Here is a 19,359-nt window from a genome sequence, read left to right as displayed (position 1 = left end):
TCTGATTTGTGCCGCTTTTTCAACCAAACAAAAACGCCTTTTATTTATGGGATTTGCTGCAAAATCCAATAAATAAAAGGCGTTTAATTTTTTTAACCGGCGTAAAAAGATTTGAAGTTGCCGATTAGAAAAAATCACGAAGCAACTTCTTCCTGTCCTTTACCTCCAGACGGAGAGTTCCTATTTATATTTAGCGGCTCTAGCCTTTATAAGGTCAATAGTTACCCTGAGTCTTAACAACCGGTATTACCCTACCCCTGTCAAGAAGCTTTATGTTCGAGGCGCAGCTTATCGGCAACCATGGCAATGAATTCGGAATTTGTAGGTTTTGCCTTTGTCATACTTACGGTATAGCCGAAAAGAGATGATATGGATTCTATATTTCCACGGCTCCATGCCACTTCAATCGCAKGCCGGATAGCACGTTCAACTCGGCTGGCCGTAGTATTGTATTTTTTTGCGATATCCGGATATAAAACTTTGGTGATGGAACCCAATAATTCAATATCATTATATACCATGGATATGGCTTCCCTTAAATACAAATAGCCCTTAATATGTGCAGGCACTCCAATCTCGTGAATGATGCTGGTGATGCTTGCATCAAGGTTCTTCGGTTTGGATTCATTTTGGGGACGATAGCTAAATTGACTATGATTTTTTAAAACCGCCTGCCCTTTACCGCTTACCTGACGGATGTGATTGGCCAGATTTTCCATATCAAATGGTTTCAGGATGAAATAAGACGCACCCAAATCAACTGCTTTTTTCGTAACATCTTCTTGACCAAAGGCAGTAAGCATTATCACATTAGGCATGGCACCCCGTTTTACTTCACGAAGTTTCTCAAGTACACCTAACCCATCTAAATGAGGCATGATAATATCGAGGATCAAAATATCCGGATCAACGCTTTCTAGCATACCCAGGCAATCTTGACCGTTATGTGCCACCCCAATCACTTCCATGTCTTCCTGTGCAGAAATGTATTCTTCCAGAAGGCCAACAAGTTCTCTATTATCATCTACAACGCACACCTTAATTTTTTTCACGCTTGATTTCCTCCTCAACTACAATTGGTCTTTTTTTCTATATGACTAAATTCTATTGTAATTGAACTTTTCGACAATGGAAACTAAATTCCTTTTATTTTTGAAAAAATATAAGGAATTCAATATTATTCTCCGGATATCTCTTGTTTTCGACTTCGTTTGCTATTGGAATAAACCGTTTGTCGAAAAATCTTCATATCGTTTTCATTTTATCACATCGTTCCAAAAAAACCTCTATTTTTTGAAGAAATCAAAATTAATTCCGACCTAAACCTATGCTAATCATAATTTTCCATTAAAAAGGGGCATCCAAAAGGATACCCGGATTCTTAGCTTGCCTTTTCATAATTATCTTTGTCGTATATATTTATACCGGCTTCGTTTAACATCCATTCGATATGGACTCCATACCCACTTGTAGGATCATTAACGAATACATGGGTGACTGCACCGATTAATTTCCCATTTTGAATGATAGGACTGCCGCTCATACCTTGAACGATCCCACCCGTTTTTTGAAGCAATTCTTTATCCGTCACTTTTAAGACCATTCCTTTGATTGCAGGAAACTTCTGTGGGATGGAACTGACGATTTCGACATCGAATTCCTCCACTTCAGAACCATTCACCACTGTAAGGATTTTTGCTGGCCCTTCCTTTACCTCATGGGAAAGGGTGATGGGGAGTGGTTTGTCGTTAATTCCATTTTTAAAATCTTGATTTAATTTCCCAAAAATGCCAAAGGGACTATTGCGATTGATATTTCCTATTTTTTCTTTATTGGAAGAAAAGCGTGCCAATTTTTCTCCCGGATCACCATTGCTTCCTTTTTCGATGGATGTGACCGTCGATTGAACGATCTGTCCGTCCTTAACAACAATCGGCTTTTTTGTATCCATATCGGATATGACATGTCCCAACGCCCCATATTTTTTTGAATCCGGGTGATAAAACGTCATCGTTCCGATGCCAGCTGCCGAATCACGGATATACAAACCCAATTTGTAAGTTCCTTCATTCTTATCTTTTAGCGGTAATAAGGTACTATGAAGCACTTTATTATCACGGTTAATGACAATTTTCAACGCCTCACCCTTTTCACCTGCCTGCTGAACAAAAGGGGTTACATCCCCCATCTTCTTTATCGTCTGACCATTGATTTCAGTAATAATATCACCGATTTCAATTTTCGCTTTTTCTCCCGGTGATTTTTTCCCCTGCGCCGTATCAATAAGATGATGACCTACTACGAGCACCCCAAGAGTATTAAGCTTCACTCCAATGGATTGGCCTCCAGGCATGACCCTAAAGTCTTTTAACACCCTGATGTCGACCTTTTTGGCAGGCAAGCCTGCTACATCGAGTAACACTTCATTCGTACCTGGTTTCTCGGCACCAAGCGTAATCGAAGCTTGTTCATCATGAAGTGAAATTCCATCACTGGATCCCGAAGTTTTTGCAGAAACAGGCAATGATTTGGAAATACTATATTGACTTCCTTCAAATAGTACAAGATGATTTGGAATTAAAAAATATTCACGAGATGGCTGGTATAACCCTAATGTTAATAGCGAAACAAGGAGAATTCCACCGATGATCCTGTTTATCCATATAAATTTCAATCCATTCACTCTCCTCGCTCTCTGAAACTTTATGGCTACACCTTTAATTTAGCCCTCATGACAGTCATTTATAACAGGTGCAAAAAATAAAAGCTATCCGTTTTTGGATAGCTTTACAATGAATGCTTATGATAAGTTTAAATAATCTTCTTACAGGCCCATCAAGATGTAATCTTCAGCCTTTTGGCCAGCTGGATTAATTCATTGGCATGTTGTTTCGTCAAGTCCGTAATCTCTACTCCCGAAATCATCCTGCCAATTTCTTTTATTTTTTCAGTTTCAATTAGCGGCTTGACCGAGGTATTCGTGCGTCCSGCCCTTACATTTTTCGCTATAAAAAGGTGAGTATCCGCCATGGCTGCCACCTGTGGCAAATGGGATATGCACAATACTTGTGATCCAGTTGCCACTTTATAGATCTTTTCGGCAATGGATTGTGCAACCCGTCCGCTCACACCTGTATCCACTTCATCAAATATAATGGACGTTATCCCTTGATGCTTGGAGAAAATGCTTTTCAAAGCCAGCATGATCCTCGACAGTTCTCCACCAGATGCGATTTTAGAAAGAGGTTTTAACGGTTCACCTGGATTGGTGGAAATATAAAATTCCATTGAATCCAGCCCTGACTGATTAATCCCCCTATCTGACAATTCATCGAAAGTATAGGCTGTCTGAAGGAAATGAGGTTCAAAAATTGTTTTTTCCATATATAGATCCTTTAATTCCTGATGAATCTTTTTGGTTAGCTGCTGAGCGAATTTCTGGCGAAGTTCAGACAGATTCTTTGCTTCGACGATAAGATCTGCCTTGATGGATTTCATTTCCTTTTCAAGCTTCGCGATATGGGTTTCCCTATTTTGCAGCTTTTCGACTTCTTCTTCAATTGCGGCCCCATATTCCAGGATTTCCTCGATGGTCCGTCCGTATTTACGCTTTAATTGATTTATTTCATTAAGTCGACTTTCAATGAATTCCACACGTTCTGTATCATAATCCAAAGAGTCCAATTGGTCCCGGATGTTTGACACAGCCTCTTCGAGCAGGAAGTAGCTATTTGAAACGGTTTCAGAGCTGTGCTTTAAACCTTCATCAAGCCCTGCCGCTTCCTCCAAATTATTCATGGCTACGGAAAGCCAATCAATTGCATGCTGCTCACCATTTAAAGCATTATAACTGGTTTGCAGCGCTTCATGGATTTTTTCGAAATTATTAATTTTCTTCCGTTCTTCCATCAATTCTTCATCTTCGCGTAATTTCAAATCAGCTTTTTGGATTTCATCGAATTGAAACTGGATCAAATCAAGGCGGTGGACCATTTGCTGTTCATTTTGGCTCAAACCATTCAATTGTTTAGAAKCGGTTTCATACCGTTTATATAGCTTTTGGTATTCAGTGAGTGCAGATGCGATTTTTTCACCGCCGAATTGATCGAGCAGCGGAAGATGGAGTCGTTCATCCATTAATTCCTGATGTTCATGCTGACCATGGATGTCTATCAATGTTCGCCCTATCTCACGCAAAGTGGAAATCGTCACCAGCTTCCCATTTACCCTGCAAACGCTTTTACCGCTTTGTGAAATATCCCTTCGAAGTATCGCCATCCCATCATTCATATCCAGGCCAAACTCTTCCGCTTTGGCAAAGACCGGGTGTTTTTCATCTTCAATTTGAAATAATCCTTCTATTTCAGCCTTCGACTCACCATGCCGAATGAACTCTGCAGAACCACGTCCCCCAACCAACAGATGAACGGCATCTATTATGATTGACTTCCCTGCCCCTGTTTCTCCTGTCAAGACCGTCAAGCCTTTCTCAAATGAAACGGACAGGCTGTCTATGATCGCAAAATTCCTAATCGATAGTTCTGTTAACAAACTAGATCACCTCACAACATTATTAGAGCATGTCCAAGAATTTGCCGGAAATGATCTTTGCATCTTCCTCGGAACGGCAGATAATTAAACAAGTATCGTCGCCGCCGATCGTCCCGAGTATTTCTTGCCAATTTAAATTATCAATCAATGCACAGATGGCTTGGGCATTACCCGGGAGCATTTTCATAACCAGCAAATTGTTGGCTGAGTCAATGCGTACAAAGGCATCGACAAGGATTCTCTTTAATTTTTGAAGTGGATTGAAACGTTGGTCGGCCGGCAGACTGTATTTATACCTTCCATCCGTTAAAGGAACTTTTACAAGGTGAAGCTCTTTAATATCCCTTGAAACGGTGGCTTGAGTTACATTGTATCCAGCTAATTTCAATTCTTCAACTAACTCATCCTGTGTTTCGATATCATTATTCGTTATAATGTCCCTTATTTTTATATGTCGTTGTCCTTTATTCATAAGTAGAAGCACCTCTTCTCAACTGTTGCTCATTTAATGGTAATGGTATCACTTTCAATATTAATGTTATCGGATTTTTATGCAATTGTACAACTTTTTTCTCTAAAATGAATACAAGTCTAATTTTTGCACTTACCTATTTTATGTATCCACTCATAAATGATTCAATTCCATGACGACAATGCATAGTCAAAAAGCTCCTTTAGCCAACCATTCAGCCAAAGGAGCCATACAAAGTTCTAGCTATTCTTTTTTAAATTGGGCATGGGCCTCTCCAACGATGTCATCAACCGTTTTCGAAAGCAATAATGCTCCATCTTCCTTCGGCCCTTGCCAGTGTAAGTGAAGTAAGAATTCAATATTTCCATCACCGCCGGTAATCGGTGAGAAGGAGGCATCCTTAATATCATAGCCTTCCTTTAAAGAAAAAGAAATGATCTTATCCAACACTTGTTTATGGATTTTGGGATCACGAACAATCCCCTTTTTACCCACTTGATCCTTCCCGGCTTCGAATTGCGGTTTAACCAAGGCAACGACATCACTATTCGGGACGAGCAAGGTCTTTAGTACCGGTAAAATTAACGTAAGCGAGATGAAGGAAACATCAATGCTTGCGAAGTTTGGCATCTCCCCGTCGAGATCGGCGGGTGTAACATAACGGAAATTGGTTCTTTCCATTACTTTTACCCGCTCATCCTGCCTAAGCTTCCAGGCAAGTTGATTATAGCCGACATCAAGCGCATAAGACATTATGGCGCCATTTTGCAAAGCACAATCCGTAAACCCGCCAGTTGATGATCCGATATCAAGCAGTATTTTTCCATTCACTTGTAAATCGAATTCCCTTAATGCCTTCTCAAGTTTAAGACCGCCTCTTGAAACGTAAGGCATGACTTTTCCTTTGATCGTGAATTCTAGATCGACCGGCACTTTTTCCCCCGGTTTTTCGTATCTCTCTTCATTCGCGTAGACAAGGCCTGCCATAACCATACGCTTCGCTTTTTCACGTGTATCGGCCAAGCCTTGTTCTACAAGTAATACATCCACTCTTTCTTTCATCACTTTCATATTTTCAGGCCCTTTTTTCTTTTTTGGGTGTTATCATTTTAATCTTTTTGATGGCTGTCTCAGTCGTCAGACCGATTTCTTCAAGAAGTTCATCGACGCTTCCATGTTCAATGAAATAATCAGGTATCCCCATTCGATCTATAATTGCCCCATAAAATCCTTGATCATGAGCATATTCAAGAACAGAACTACCAAAACCACCTTGAAGAACCGCTTCTTCTATTGTCAGGATTGGCATTTTTTCACCAAGGAGACTGCTTAGCATGTTCTCATCCAAAGGCTTAATGAACCGGGCATTGACCACCTTCACTGAATAATCCTCTTTCTCGAGCAGTTCTGCCGCTTCAAGAGCCATGGGAATCGTTGTGCCGAAAGTTAAGATGGCAGCATCCGTTCCTTCTTTAAGAACTTCCCACGAACCGATCGGAATCTGCTGTAATTCAGCATCCATCTCTACTCCCCAACCATTCCCACGAGGGAAACGCATGGCAATCGGACCATCATTATATTTTAAGGCCGTATTGACCATATGCTGGCCTTCGTTTTCATCTTTCGGCATCATCAGCACCATATTCGGTACGTGGCGCAAGAAAGCAATGTCGAAAACGCCTTGATGCGTTTCACCGTCGGAACCAACCAATCCGGCACGATCGATTCCTATGAATACGTTCAAATTTTGACGGCAAATATCATGCACCACCTGGTCATAAGCCCTTTGCAGGAAGGTTGAATATATAGCCAGGAATGGTTTCATTTTTTGCGTTGCCAATCCGGCTGCAAAAGTTGCAGCATGCTGCTCGGCAATCCCTACATCATAGAAACGCTCTGGGAACTCTTGAGAGAAGCCCACCAATTTCGAACCTACGGGCATTGCAGGTGTAATCGCGACAATCCGCTCATCGTCACGGGCTAGCCTGCTGACAGTATCGCTTACGAGAGCGCTCCAAGCAGGACCCTTACTAGGGGATTTCACGAAATCACCTGTCTCGATCTTATATGGGCCAGTCCCATGCCAGTTCCCGGTTGTGTCCAACTCGGCAGGTGAATATCCCTTGCCTTTTTTCGTGATGACATGCAGCAGGACCGGTCCCTTCGTTTTCTTGGCATATCTTAAATTCTCAAGCAATTCTTCATAATTATGTCCATCTACTGGTCCAAGATAAGTGAATCCGAGTTCTTCGAAAAAGATTCCTGATACCAATAAATATTTCATGCTATCCTTCAAACGTTCAGCTGTAGCCGCAAGTTTACCACCGACTGCAGGAATTTTTTTCAAAAGCAGCTCCAATTCATCTTTTGCCCAGTTATATTTACCTGCTGTCCGCAATCTTCCCAATATCGTGTGTAAGGCACCTACATTGGGGGCTATGGACATTTCATTATCATTCAGGATAACGATCATGTCCTTTTTTTCATCACCGATATGATTCAACGCTTCAAGCGCCATCCCCCCTGTTAGGGCACCGTCTCCGATTACAGGCAAAATAAAGCTGTTTTCCCCTTTGATATCACGGGCAGCCGCCATCCCCATTGCAGCTGAAAGGGAAGTCGAACTGTGACCGGTTTCCCAAACATCATGGGGGCTTTCAATCATTTTAGGAAAACCGCAAAGACCTTTATATTTCTTTAAGGTGTCGAACTCTCCTGCTCTGCCAGTCAGGATTTTATGGACATAGGATTGATGTCCGACATCCCATAAAATTTTATCATTCGGACTGTCGAATTCTTTATGCAAGGCTATAGTCAACTCGACGACACCTAAATTGGGACCAATGTGCCCACCGGTCACCGATAATTTTTCCACAAGGAATTTCCGTACTTCCACACTTAACTCGACAAGTTCTTCATTATTCATCTTCTTCAAAAAAGAAGGGTCTTTTATAGATAGAAGATCCAAACAGGACCACTCACTTTCTGTCATTTTCGGTGGTTAGCATAAACAAAGCCTCATGAAAGAGGACTATGGAAGACTTGACCGAAAAATTGGTTTTAAGTTAAAAAATAGCCGCCAACACCCAGGTGATTTCGGCGGCTTATTATACCTATTTTATCACGTATCTCAATTAAAAAATTCATTTTGATTTTCACATATTTTTGCACAATGAGTATACCACAAAACCTCAATTGATAACAAATTTAGCCACAATCAATGATTACGGTTCGCAATTAAATCAGTTAGTTCATTCAACAAACCCGTTTGTAAGGTTGTTTTACCTAAAGCGGCATGGGCAAGTTCTATATGATGTTCCAACTTTTGCTTTGCCCCTTGAAGGGTTAGTAAAGAAGGATATGTGCTTTTATGATTCCCCACATCACTGCCAACCGGCTTGCCGATCAACTCGACTGACCCTTCAATATCCAGAATATCATCGCGAATTTGAAAAGCAAGCCCCAGGTGGTATGCAAAGTCACGTAAATGCAGTTGCTGTTCTTCACTCGCCCCTGCTAATATAGCACCGGAAAGGATGCTTGCAGTCAATAACTTCCCTGTTTTATGTTCATGTATATACTCCAATTCCTGAAGGGTCAGCTGTTTATTCTCACCTTCCATATCGGCAACTTGCCCCCCAACCATTCCTTCGGCTCCGGCGGACTTCGCAATTTCACTTACAAGGTTCAGCTTCATTTCAGCCGTGACCTCGGGATTGGTCATATCCGTCACCAATTGAAAGCTATAAGTAAGAAGTGCATCACCTGCCAGTATGGCCACCGCTTCACCGAACACTTTATGATTCGTCGGTTTTCCGCGGCGGAGATCATCATCATCCATTGCCGGAAGGTCATCATGAATCAAAGAATATGTATGAATCATTTCAATGGCAGCCGCTGCAGGAATCCCTATCCTCAAGCTTTTTCCAAAGGCCTCCAAAACCGCAAAGACCAATAATGGGCGAATCCGTTTACCCCCTGCCTGCAGTGAATAGATCATGGCTTCTTTGACTACTGCCGGGGCTTTAAGTTTATTGACATATTCGACGATTTCCCGTTCTATAATTGCCTTATATTCATTAGAAAACATTTCAAAGGACGCCGTACCCATGTCATTCTTCCTCCTGTACAGCAAAGTTTTCAAGTTCCCCATCTTCGCGTAAAATTTGAGTCAACTGATCTTCAACAGCCTTAAGCTTTGAATGGCAAAGCCTTGATAAATCCATCCCTTGTTTATATATTGAAATGGCTTCTTCCAAGGGCACATCGCCTTCTTCCAACTGCTCTACAATTTTTTCGAGATTCTCCATCGCTTCTTCAAATGTAGCTTCCTGTTTTTTTGTCATGATTCAATCCGCTCCTTAATTTCTTTAATTTCACATTCAAGAGTTCCATCTTTTATCGAAACCGCTATCTTATCCCCTTTTGATACTTGCTGTGTACTTTTTACTAATGTCTCATCCTCAGCAAAAACCAATCCATAGCCCCGTTCCATGATTTTTAGTGGACTGAGAGCAGATAAAGTGGCTGTAATATGGACGAACTGCTGAGATTTATGCCGATAGATGGCTTCCATGGCCCTCCGTAAAACCTTTGCATGCTGCTGCAGTTCATCTTTCGCATTTTTCACCGCTTGTTCAGGATGCTGCTTTTTCAAAATATCGTTCAGCTGATTCAGCTCATCTCTCTTTTTCATGAAATATCGCGTGCTGGTCCTCCCTAGCCTGTCCATCGTCTTGTCTAGTTGTTCCAGCTTCTGTTCGTACATTTTATGTGGGTAACGGAAGGCATAAGACCTCTCCATCCTGGTCAAACGGGTTCGTTCAAAATTCACTGCTTCTTGAATGGAGCGGGTCAATCGATTCTTGCGGTTCATCAGGCGTTCGAGTATTTCATTCAAGTGAGGAACCGCTAACTCTGCTGCACCAGTCGGTGTAGGAGCACGCATATCGGCGACAAAATCAGCAATCGTAAAGTCGGTTTCGTGACCGACAGCAGAAATTACAGGTATATCGGAATCATATATAGATTCAGCCACTATCTCCTCATTAAAGGCCCATAGTTCCTCGATCGACCCGCCGCCCCTTCCGACAATGAGAACATCGCTTTCCGCCCTTTCGTTCGCCATGGAAATTGCCTTGGCAATCGATTTAGCGGCATTATTCCCTTGTACAAGTGCTGGATAAACGATGATCTTGGCGATCGGATATCTCCGCTTGATGGTTGTCAGGATATCTCTTAATGCAGCTCCGGTCGGCGAAGTTATGACCCCTACAGACTTAGGGTACTGCGGGATCGGCTTCTTGTGTTCGGCCAAAAACAAGCCTGCTCCCTCCAGCTTTTTCTTCAGCTGTTCATAAGCTAGATATAAATCCCCCACACCATCAGGGGCCATGCTTTTCACATAAAGCTGATACTGTCCTCCAGCTTCATATAATGATATATCACCCTTAACAAGTACCTTCATGCCATTTTCAGGAAGGAATTTCATGCCTTTATTATTGGCGGCAAACATGACGGAGAGAAGTCGTGCCTTCTCATCCTTTAAAGTAAAATACATATGTCCGCTTGTATGTTGTTTAAAATTTGAAATTTCACCTTTTATGTATACATTTTGCAAATGGGGGTCGGCATCGAACTTCCTTTTGATGTACTTCGTTAAAGCCGACACACTCAAATATTGTTGGTTGCTCATATAATGTCTCCTTCCGATGGAAATCGGATATAAAGAAAACTCACCTATAGATTATCATAAATCCATGAATGGAAAAAAAGCGGTCTCCCGTTATTATAAAACAAGAGGTCCGCTTCTTTAAAATAATTTAACGTTTTTTTCAGCTTTTTAATGCTTGCTTGTTTGATTCAAGAGCTTTTTGAGCAGATTTGACCGTGTTCTTCATAAGCATCGTAATCGTCATGGGACCAACGCCTTTAGGAACAGGTGTAATGTATGAAGCCTTATTTTTCACTTCATCAAACGCCACATCACCGCAAAGCTTCCCTTCATCATTCCTGTTCATTCCRACGTCAATGACGATTGCGCCTTCTTTAATATGGTCACTCGTGATCGTATCCCTCTTTCCGACCGCTGCCACAACGACATCGGCTTGCTTGGTATAATAAGCAAGATCCTTTGTCCGTGAATGACAGTATGTAACGGTTGCATTTGCGTTTAAAAACAATTGTCCGGCTGGTTTTCCGACGATATTACTTCTCCCTACGATGACAACATGCTTACCTTCAAGGTCATATTCGATATACTCAAGCATCACCATGACGCCGTACGGAGTACAAGGTAAAAATGCATCTTGTCCCGTCATCATCCGCCCAATATTAATCGGGTGGAATCCATCTACATCCTTTTCAGGGGAAATCGCTTCAATGATCGCCTTTTCCTGAATATGTCCAGGCAAGGGCAGCTGCACCAATATACCATGAATGCTGTCATCCTGGTTTAATTCAGCAATGCTCTGAATTAATTCCTCCTGAGATAGATCCGCAGGTTTTTTAATTAGTACGGAATGCATACCCAAGTCCTCACATGCCTTTTGCTTATGGCGCACATAAGTTTGAGATGCTTGATTGTCACCCACCAGGATTACAGCTAAACCCGGAACGACATTTTTTTCACGTAACTGTTGAACTTCCTTACTGATTTCCTGCCTAACTGACTCTGCAATTTCTTTACCATTAATGATTTGAGCTGACATGTGTTTATTCCTCCCAAGTTAATTTTGCTAAAGAAATTGCTGAGAGAATCCTTGTTCAAGGCTGCAGCTTTAGCTGCCGCTTTTCACCTTCACTTTGGATAAAACGGCATTTACAAAGCTGCTTGATTGATCATCACCGAATTTCTTAGCAATTTCAATAGCTTCATTCATTGCAACACTTACAGGAACATCTTCACTGTGAACCATTTCATAAACCGCGATCCGCAGTAAATTCCGATCAATGTTCGCCAGTCTTTCCAACGTCCAATTCTCTAAATTGTCCCTGATCATTCCATCAATTTGTTCACGATTTTCCGTTATCCCCATTACTAATTTCTTGAAATAATTATCAGTGGGAGCACCATCCAGTACGCTTTCCATTGCTTCTTCTGCATTCGAGTTGGCAATATCTATCTGATATAGTGCTTGAAGGGATTTTTCACGGGCTTCTCTTCTTTTCATAATCTTACTCCTTTTACATCTACTATTATATATGAAAATGCTAGAACAAACGAACATTAAATAACATTTTTTCAAAAATATTAAGATTCTCGCCATATTTTTTATAAAAACAAGCTAAATCCCACTAAATTAAAGGCCAAAATATTCAATATCTTGATTCAAGATTACATCTCAAGATTACTTTCCATTTAAACGGCCAACACAGTCCCATACTTTTTGAAAGTGTCAAAAAGCTCTTGCCTAGCTTTCATGCTCATATTTCACCTTTTACACTCTAACAGAAATCACCCTTGAATTAAAGGGAAATTTCCAGACACCGCCTTATTATGTTCATTTAAATTTAATATTATAAGCAGGCTCCAAAAACGGGTATCTTGGAGTTTACTTTCAAAAAAACAAAAACCCGGCTTTTTGCCGGGTTTTTGCTGGTGTGAATCGAATGAAGCCCACTTACACTTCTTGTTCGTAATCCGCTTCTTGTTTAGCGTTTTCAAACGCAATGCCCACTACATGAATGTTCACTTCGCCAGCGTCGATAGCGGTCATATTCAACAAAGCTTCACGAATGTTATCTTGCACTTCCTGAGCAACTTTCGGAATTGAAACACCAAACTTCATGACACAATAAAGTTCGACTTTGATGGATTCTCCCGTTAAGTCCACTTTAACACCTTTACCGTGGTTCTTTTTACCAAGCTTTTCAACAACACCCGTAGCGAAATTCCCGCGCATATGTGCAACACCTTCAACTTCCGATGCAGCGATACCCGCAATCACCTCTATCACCTCAGGCGCAATCTCAACTTTGCCCAGCCCACTATTATAATCATTCATTTCGAGTAATTGGCCTTCCATTTCACTCATTCAAAAGCACCTCCTGTCTTCCTTTACATTATGAGTTCATTACATCATATATTTCAAGGAATTTGGTATTAAATTCCCCGGAAACAAATTGTTCATGCTGAAGTAACTTAATATGGAAAGGAATTGTGGTACTGATCCCTTCAATGACAAACTCACCCAAGGCGCGTTTCATCTTCTCGATTGCCTCTTCCCTAGTCGGTGCATGGACAATCAATTTAGCGATCATGGAATCGTAATACGGCGGTATCGAGTACCCAGGGTATGCCGCAGAATCCACACGAACTCCGTAGCCGCCTGGAGGTAAATACATTTGAATCTTACCTGCGGAAGGCATGAAATTCTTTTCTGGATTTTCGGCATTGATCCGGCATTCGATAGACCATCCGTTATAAGTGACATCCTCTTGCGAAAGCGAAAGTTTGTTGCCTGAAGCAACTTTAATCTGTTCTTTAATCAAATCCACGCCCGTTACCATTTCTGTAACTGGGTGTTCAACCTGGATACGTGTATTCATTTCCATAAAGTAGTATTTTCTATTCACATAGTCATAAATAAATTCTACTGTTCCGGCTCCTGAATAGTTTACGGCAAGTGCAGCCGTCACAGCGGCCTGCCCCATTTCCGCACGTATTTCACCATCCAACGCCGGTGACGGGGTTTCTTCAACAAGTTTTTGCAAACGTCTTTGGACCGTACAATCACGCTCACCTAAATGGATGGCGTTGCCATGATTATCTGCCATGACCTGTATTTCAACGTGACGGAAGTCCTCGATGAACTTTTCAATATACACGCCAGGATTCCCGAATGCCGTCGCGGCTTCCTGTTGTGTGATGTTAATGCCCTTAATGAGATCTTCTTCCGTCCTTGCGACGCGGATACCTTTACCGCCTCCGCCTGCAGTAGCTTTGATGATGACTGGATAGCCCATTTCATTAGCTAGTGCTACACCCTCATCCGTATCTTTGATTATGCCTTTAGAACCTGGCACGATCGGTACACCAGCTTTGCGCATGGTTTCCCTTGCTACGTCCTTTGTACCCATTTTATTGATCGCTTCAGGGCTAGGACCGATGAAAATGATATTGCATTCACGGCATAGCTCGGCAAAGTCGGCATTTTCAGCTAGGAAACCATATCCCGGATGAATTGCATCGGATCCCGTTTTCTTGGCAGTGCTGATAATGTTGGTTTTATTTAAATAACTGTCTTTTGATAATTTAGGACCGATGCAATATGCTTCATCAGCAATTTGAACATGTAATGCTTCTTTATCTGCTTCTGAATAGACAGCAACAGTCTCGATTCCTAACTCCTTGCATGCCCGGATGATACGGACAGCAATTTCCCCGCGATTGGCAATTAATACCTTTTTAATCATTTAGAAACAGCTCCTCATTCCGGCTTTACTAAAAATAATGGTTGACCATATTCTACAAGCTGACCTTCTTTTACAAGGACTTCAACGATTTCACCGCTTACTTCAGCTTCGATTTCATTGAAAAGTTTCATGGCTTCCACGATGCAGACGATGGAATCCCCCGTTACTTTATCGCCTGCTTTTACGTATGCAGGTGAATCCGGTGCAGGAGATTGGTAGAATGTCCCTACCATAGGGGAAGTGATTTTATGTAAATTTTCCTGTTCAGTGACGGCTGCAGCCGGTTTTGCAGGTTCAACAGCTTTCGCTACTTCAGGGGCAGGGGCCGCTGCGGGCTTAGCCTCTACAGCTGCATTGGCTTGAACAACATCTGGAGCAACTGCTGCTTGGTGTAATACTGTACCCGTTTCGGTTTTTTTCAATTTAATTTTCGTTCCTTCATTTTCGAAAACGAATTCACCGATATTTGATTGATCGACTAACTTAATAATTTCACGAATTTCTTGCACTTTCATTTTGTGGCACCCCTTGTCTAATTTAATATGAGTTTGTGAGGCAATAATATTTTATGTAACCCTACCCTTAGCTTATCCTACTTTGTCCAATACTGCACAAAGTAGCCGCTTTCTTTACGCGAATGCGAATAAACTGACTACAAACCCCATCTGTATTATAACAGATATTTCACTTTCTCAAAATATTGTTTCCCTAAGAAAATTGAAAAGTTTATGACCAGCTTCTAACATCATACAATATTAGCTTATACAAATTCAATGATAGATTAATTGTTACTGAATATCCATACTTCCATCTTACACCTTTATTATAATATTGTGAATATATATCAACTTGGGCACCTTAACGCTTGCTCTTTAATTTTGCATTTCATTCCTGGAAAACCAGCCATAATATCCATTGTAATTACTTTTCTAGAATATTACGGATGATCATTATCACCATTTCTATTTGAGTTCCTGATTCCAATCGACATAAAAAAGCTTTTCCTCTAAAGTTTCCAGGTTTGTGAGATCGTTTAAAAAATCATAATAAAAAAGCCTCCCATTTTTTTATTAAGGGGGCTTTCAAATTTTTATGAGGTTGAACTGTTCTGTATCAGTCACTTTTTTCTGTATGTGTGTTTACTTTTCCGGTTGGAAATCGACCACTACATTTTGTGCATCGCTCACTTCTTTCCTTACGAGGCGGATAATGTTATTTGCCTCTGTTTTCGTTTGTTTATCCGCCTTGACACTCACCTTAACATCCGTTCCGTCCACCCGGACCAGTGCGGCATTGTAATCCATGGCAACAATTAAGTTTTCGATGATATTTTCTTTCACTTTCGTTTCACTTAATTGTTCGATTTTTGCATAAGCCTCGTCTCTTTCTTCAGCTGATAGTTCTGTGTTGCCCATCTTTGCAGTCAATTCTTCATTCAGCTTCGCCCGTTCATCTTCAATCTGCATCCTTAACGATTCGAACTCATCTCCAGATGCAATGGTTACAGAGGAACCTTCTGTATTTTTGGAAGTTTCTTTTTCACTTTTGTTTTCCCCTTTTGTCTCTGCTTTGTTCTCTGTTTTATTTTCTTCCTTTTCCATTTGCTCTGTTGCCGTCATATCGGCGGCATTTTCTTCAGGAGCGGTTAAATAATAGACTGAAAGCACAACGACCAAACTTAGCATAGTCAATAACCAAACGGTTTGTTTTTTTAATAACATGTAGATTTTCCCCCTTATTTTTTAGGCATGACAGAAACCCTGTGACTCGGTACATCAAGTGAGCGTGTGACAGCCTCGATGATCCACTTCTTTATTTGAATGTTTTCGGCCCCTTTTGCGACTACCAGGACTCCTCGTACACTAGGTTTTTTCGTTTCCGAAATGATCGGTCCTTCTTTTTCACCGCTCTTGACCAAAACTAGCTGTTCATCAACGGATGTGTCTTCGACCGTCCTTTTGCCGCCTTCCTGGTCGGTTTCTTCAGTGACTTGTTTTTGGGTGACTTTATTTCTTTCATATACTTTTTTCTCGGATGCATCGACGTAGATTACGACTTTCACATCCTGGACGCCTGCGATGGATTCCAGCGCTTCCTTCATTTCATTCTGTAGATATATTTCATAGTCTTTTGTAGTCTTGAATTCTGATTTCTTCTGGCCGAATGTTTCAACATCCCCATCTTCTTCCTGCTGTTTATCATTATTGAATACAGTCGTCACTTCAGATGTTTGTCCCGTCTTGTTGGTGGTTAACAAATTCCCGGCCATCATGATTCCCGATCCCAAAAGGACAACGATTAGAGCATAGACATACAGGGAAGGTTTTTTTTCCTTAGGCTCTTTTTGGTCAGGGTCTTTATTTAATAGTTTTTGCAGCCAGGATAATGGACCTTTGTCTTTGTTCAATACTCAGTCACTTCCTTTCCCCGGCGATTTCAATGATCTCTTCATCAACAGACCAACTTGTTGCCAGAAACCTTTTGACAGCATCCAGATTGGCATCATTCGAAGTGGATGGGCTATCTGTATTGATATCAACCTTCGCTACTGCCTCTATCTCCGAGTTTTCTTTCCCTTCTGCCTTTTCCAATGAGATGGTTATGTTCTGCAGATCATCAACACCCGGCTCTTCCTCATTCTTGACCCCTACATCAATTGAACTAATCCTCATGTTATAATCCGCCATCAGCTCCTCTTCCACTTCTGCCTGTAAGTCAACAGCCATTTGTTTTAAAATATATGCACCCTGGGTAGCTTGTATTTCTTTTTTCTTCATTTCTGTCAAATTTCCTAAATCTTTTTTTTTCTGATCCTCAAATTCACTAGTGGCCGCAGTGAGAATATCATCGAAATCCTTATTGAATAATCCCAATATAGGAGTGATGATGATTGCAATCAGTAAAAGCCCGATAACCATTTTGGCATACTTCTGTAAAGCTGAATTCGGCAGAAGCATATCGATCACAGTAGCCAGCAGTACAAATATGATGATGTTGGATACCCAGCCAGCTAAAAAACTCACCAAGTCCTCCTCCTTTCTAACGAACCATCAGGGTAATGTTTCCAGAGGCGATGATTACCGTGATACTTAAAAAAAACATGAGTGAGACAATGGCCAATGCGGCGAAAATATAAATCATGCTTTTACTTATGATGTCAAGGCATTTTATTACAGGTCCTCCGCCCAGCGGCTGCAAAAGACTCGCTGCCAATTTATAGACAAAAGAAATCATCAGGATTTTTATGGCGGGAAATGTGGTAATGAGCAAGAGAATGATGACGCCTGACAATCCCACTGTATTTTTCARAAGGACGGAGGCACTAATGACCGTATCCGTTGCATCGGTAAACATGCGCCCTATGACCGGTATAAAGTTACCTGTCACGAATTTGGCTGTCCTGATCGTCACTCCGTCAGCTACAGCTGAGGATGCTCCCTGAACGGAGATCACACCAAGGAATATGGTCATGAATGCTCCAAGGATCCCGATGGCAAAATTACGGAGAAGTTGTGCCAGCTGTGTCACTTTGTAATGTTCGGTCAACGTGCTGACTATGCTTAAAATCGCTGCAAAGAATAATAACGGAAGGACGACGAACTGAATCAAGATGCCGCTTGTATTCATCAAAAACATCAATACCGGATGAAAGAAGGCTGCCGATACAAGTCCGCCTGAAGCAGCTATCAATGCCAAGAGTAAAGGGATGAGCGCCATTAAAAAGGAAATCATCAAATCTATCGTATCTTTTGTATATTCAATCGCCACATGAAAACTGTTAAGTGCCAAAATGATCAGCACCATATAAACGATTGCATAAGCGACCTTACTTACAGAGCTTTGCTCGAACGCATTCTGCAAAGACTGGAGGAACATGCTGAAAACGGTTAATAAAATGAGTGACCCCAGCAGCTTTCCATTCACGAGCAGTTCATGAAAAATGAATTTTGTGATTCCCTTTATCCATTCATCAAATGAAAATTTCTTATCGCCGCTTACAAAATCCATGAAGCTCCCTTTCTGGCTTTCCGGTAAGAATCCTCCATATTCCGTAACGATGTCATCCCAATATTGTTTGAGCTCATCGACGCCCAGCCTTTCTATTTGGGCTTGTACCAGTTCGGACTGCATGATCGGCTCTTGATCAACTTCACCATTTTCTGGATTCTCGGCAGCTTGTCCAATAGATGCATGCAAAAAAAAGAGTAAAACGAATAGTATGGATAAGTAAGGCATCCGCTGCTTCATACATTCACCTCATTGACTAGGAGTAATCCATTAACTTGGGAGCATCTGTAGAATCGTTTCGATAATGACGGTCAAAATCGGAATCGCCATGGCAAGAATCAAGATTTTTCCGCTCAATTCTATTTTGGAAGCGAGCGAACCTTGCCCTGCATCTTTTGTAATTTGGGAAGCGAATTCTGCAATATAGGCAATTCCGATTATTTTTAAAATGGTCTCTAGATACACGGTATTTACATTCGCATTAACTGCAATTTTTTCTAACATTAGAATGATTTCGTATATCTTGTCAGCTAAAAAAAGAAAAATGGAGCATCCTACAAAAACAACAAGCAGGAATGCTAAATTTGGTTTTTGCTCTTTGACGATCAGTGCCAAAAAGGTGGCAACTAGGGCAATGGCCACGATTTTTATGATTTCAATCGCGAATCCCTCCCTTACTGAAATAGAAATACAGATTTAATTTTTTGAAATAAATCCTCTACTACAGAAGCAACCATGAATAAAATATAGATAAATCCGAAAAGTGTCACCCACTGGGCATATTCCTTCTTCCCAACCTGATCGAGTATCGTGTGAAGAAATGCCACGACAAGCCCCACACCCGCTATTTTAAATATGATGTCCACGTCAATGCCCATTTTCATTCCCCCCACATATTCCTACATCAGCAA

20 protein-coding genes are annotated in these 19,359 nt (G+C 41.2%); all 20 read right to left on the bottom strand.

Annotated elements, in window-relative coordinates:
• Window positions 1-260 precede the first annotated feature (260 nt).
• Window positions 261-1,052 carry a sporulation transcription factor Spo0A gene (gene spo0A / locus AC1DVB_RS18760; protein ID WP_477590419.1) on the bottom strand — a complete coding sequence of 264 codons (792 nt, stop codon included), beginning with the start codon at window positions 1,050-1,052 and terminating at the stop codon, window positions 261-263.
• A 329-nt stretch (window positions 1,053-1,381) separates the two neighbouring features.
• Complete coding sequence (gene spoIVB / locus AC1DVB_RS18755; RefSeq protein ID WP_057278790.1) at window positions 1,382-2,674, bottom strand: SpoIVB peptidase; 1,293 nt, start codon at window positions 2,672-2,674, stop codon at window positions 1,382-1,384.
• A 161-nt stretch (window positions 2,675-2,835) separates the two neighbouring features.
• Entirely contained in the window at window positions 2,836-4,551 is a 1,716-nt protein-coding gene (recN, locus tag AC1DVB_RS18750; RefSeq protein ID WP_477590416.1) for a DNA repair protein RecN, read from the bottom strand.
• 22 nt (window positions 4,552-4,573) lie between these two features.
• Complete coding sequence (gene ahrC, locus AC1DVB_RS18745; RefSeq protein WP_034308279.1) at window positions 4,574-5,023, bottom strand: transcriptional regulator AhrC/ArgR; 450 nt, start codon at window positions 5,021-5,023, stop codon at window positions 4,574-4,576.
• Between the two features lie 243 nt (window positions 5,024-5,266).
• Window positions 5,267-6,094, bottom strand: coding sequence for a TlyA family RNA methyltransferase (locus AC1DVB_RS18740; RefSeq protein WP_057278791.1), 828 nt, complete (start codon window positions 6,092-6,094; stop codon window positions 5,267-5,269).
• Between the two features lie 4 nt (window positions 6,095-6,098).
• Entirely contained in the window at window positions 6,099-7,991 is a 1,893-nt protein-coding gene (dxs, locus tag AC1DVB_RS18735) for a 1-deoxy-D-xylulose-5-phosphate synthase (RefSeq protein ID WP_239858471.1), read from the bottom strand.
• A gap of 249 nt (window positions 7,992-8,240) precedes the next feature.
• Entirely contained in the window at window positions 8,241-9,134 is an 894-nt protein-coding gene (locus AC1DVB_RS18730) for a polyprenyl synthetase family protein (protein ID WP_057278792.1), read from the bottom strand.
• A 1-nt stretch (window position 9,135) separates the two neighbouring features.
• The gene (locus AC1DVB_RS18725) at window positions 9,136-9,369 is read right to left on the bottom strand and encodes an exodeoxyribonuclease VII small subunit (RefSeq protein ID WP_034308286.1); all 234 of its coding nucleotides are present in this window, start codon (window positions 9,367-9,369) and stop codon (window positions 9,136-9,138) included.
• Window positions 9,366-10,718, bottom strand: coding sequence for an exodeoxyribonuclease VII large subunit (gene xseA / locus AC1DVB_RS18720; protein WP_239858472.1), 1,353 nt, complete (start codon window positions 10,716-10,718; stop codon window positions 9,366-9,368). Before xseA ends, AC1DVB_RS18725 begins: the two co-directional genes overlap by 4 nt.
• Window positions 10,719-10,857: 139 nt before the next feature.
• Window positions 10,858-11,733, bottom strand: a complete 876-nt coding sequence (gene folD, locus AC1DVB_RS18715; RefSeq protein WP_239858473.1) for a bifunctional methylenetetrahydrofolate dehydrogenase/methenyltetrahydrofolate cyclohydrolase FolD — start codon at window positions 11,731-11,733, stop codon at window positions 10,858-10,860.
• Between the two features lie 69 nt (window positions 11,734-11,802).
• Window positions 11,803-12,195, bottom strand: a complete 393-nt coding sequence (gene nusB, locus AC1DVB_RS18710; protein ID WP_034308295.1) for a transcription antitermination factor NusB — start codon at window positions 12,193-12,195, stop codon at window positions 11,803-11,805.
• Window positions 12,196-12,645: 450 nt separating this feature from the next.
• Entirely contained in the window at window positions 12,646-13,050 is a 405-nt protein-coding gene (locus AC1DVB_RS18705; protein WP_222620245.1) for an Asp23/Gls24 family envelope stress response protein, read from the bottom strand.
• Between the two features lie 37 nt (window positions 13,051-13,087).
• Window positions 13,088-14,440 (bottom strand): acetyl-CoA carboxylase biotin carboxylase subunit, encoded by a 1,353-nt coding sequence (accC, locus tag AC1DVB_RS18700; RefSeq protein ID WP_057278794.1) that lies wholly within the window; start codon window positions 14,438-14,440, stop codon window positions 13,088-13,090.
• A 14-nt stretch (window positions 14,441-14,454) separates the two neighbouring features.
• Window positions 14,455-14,955 (bottom strand): acetyl-CoA carboxylase biotin carboxyl carrier protein, encoded by a 501-nt coding sequence (accB, locus tag AC1DVB_RS18695; RefSeq protein ID WP_477590412.1) that lies wholly within the window; start codon window positions 14,953-14,955, stop codon window positions 14,455-14,457.
• A gap of 624 nt (window positions 14,956-15,579) precedes the next feature.
• Window positions 15,580-16,161, bottom strand: a complete 582-nt coding sequence (locus AC1DVB_RS18690; RefSeq protein WP_057278796.1) for a SpoIIIAH-like family protein — start codon at window positions 16,159-16,161, stop codon at window positions 15,580-15,582.
• Window positions 16,162-16,175: 14 nt separating this feature from the next.
• Window positions 16,176-16,847 (bottom strand): stage III sporulation protein AG, encoded by a 672-nt coding sequence (gene spoIIIAG, locus AC1DVB_RS18685; RefSeq protein WP_048681803.1) that lies wholly within the window; start codon window positions 16,845-16,847, stop codon window positions 16,176-16,178.
• A 7-nt stretch (window positions 16,848-16,854) separates the two neighbouring features.
• The gene (gene spoIIIAF / locus AC1DVB_RS18680) at window positions 16,855-17,463 is read right to left on the bottom strand and encodes a stage III sporulation protein AF (protein ID WP_034308312.1); all 609 of its coding nucleotides are present in this window, start codon (window positions 17,461-17,463) and stop codon (window positions 16,855-16,857) included.
• A gap of 16 nt (window positions 17,464-17,479) precedes the next feature.
• Entirely contained in the window at window positions 17,480-18,688 is a 1,209-nt protein-coding gene (gene spoIIIAE, locus AC1DVB_RS18675) for a stage III sporulation protein AE (RefSeq protein WP_034308314.1), read from the bottom strand.
• A gap of 30 nt (window positions 18,689-18,718) precedes the next feature.
• Window positions 18,719-19,099 carry a stage III sporulation protein AD gene (gene spoIIIAD / locus AC1DVB_RS18670; protein WP_223255841.1) on the bottom strand — a complete coding sequence of 127 codons (381 nt, stop codon included), beginning with the start codon at window positions 19,097-19,099 and terminating at the stop codon, window positions 18,719-18,721.
• 23 nt (window positions 19,100-19,122) lie between these two features.
• Window positions 19,123-19,326, bottom strand: coding sequence for a stage III sporulation protein AC (spoIIIAC, locus tag AC1DVB_RS18665; protein ID WP_034308319.1), 204 nt, complete (start codon window positions 19,324-19,326; stop codon window positions 19,123-19,125).
• Window positions 19,327-19,359 lie beyond the last annotated feature (33 nt).

Source organism: Peribacillus sp. P4_D6, from assembly GCF_056401795.1.
Note: the sequence above shows the minus strand (reverse complement) of the source record. Positions and strands in the feature narration are given on the sequence as shown.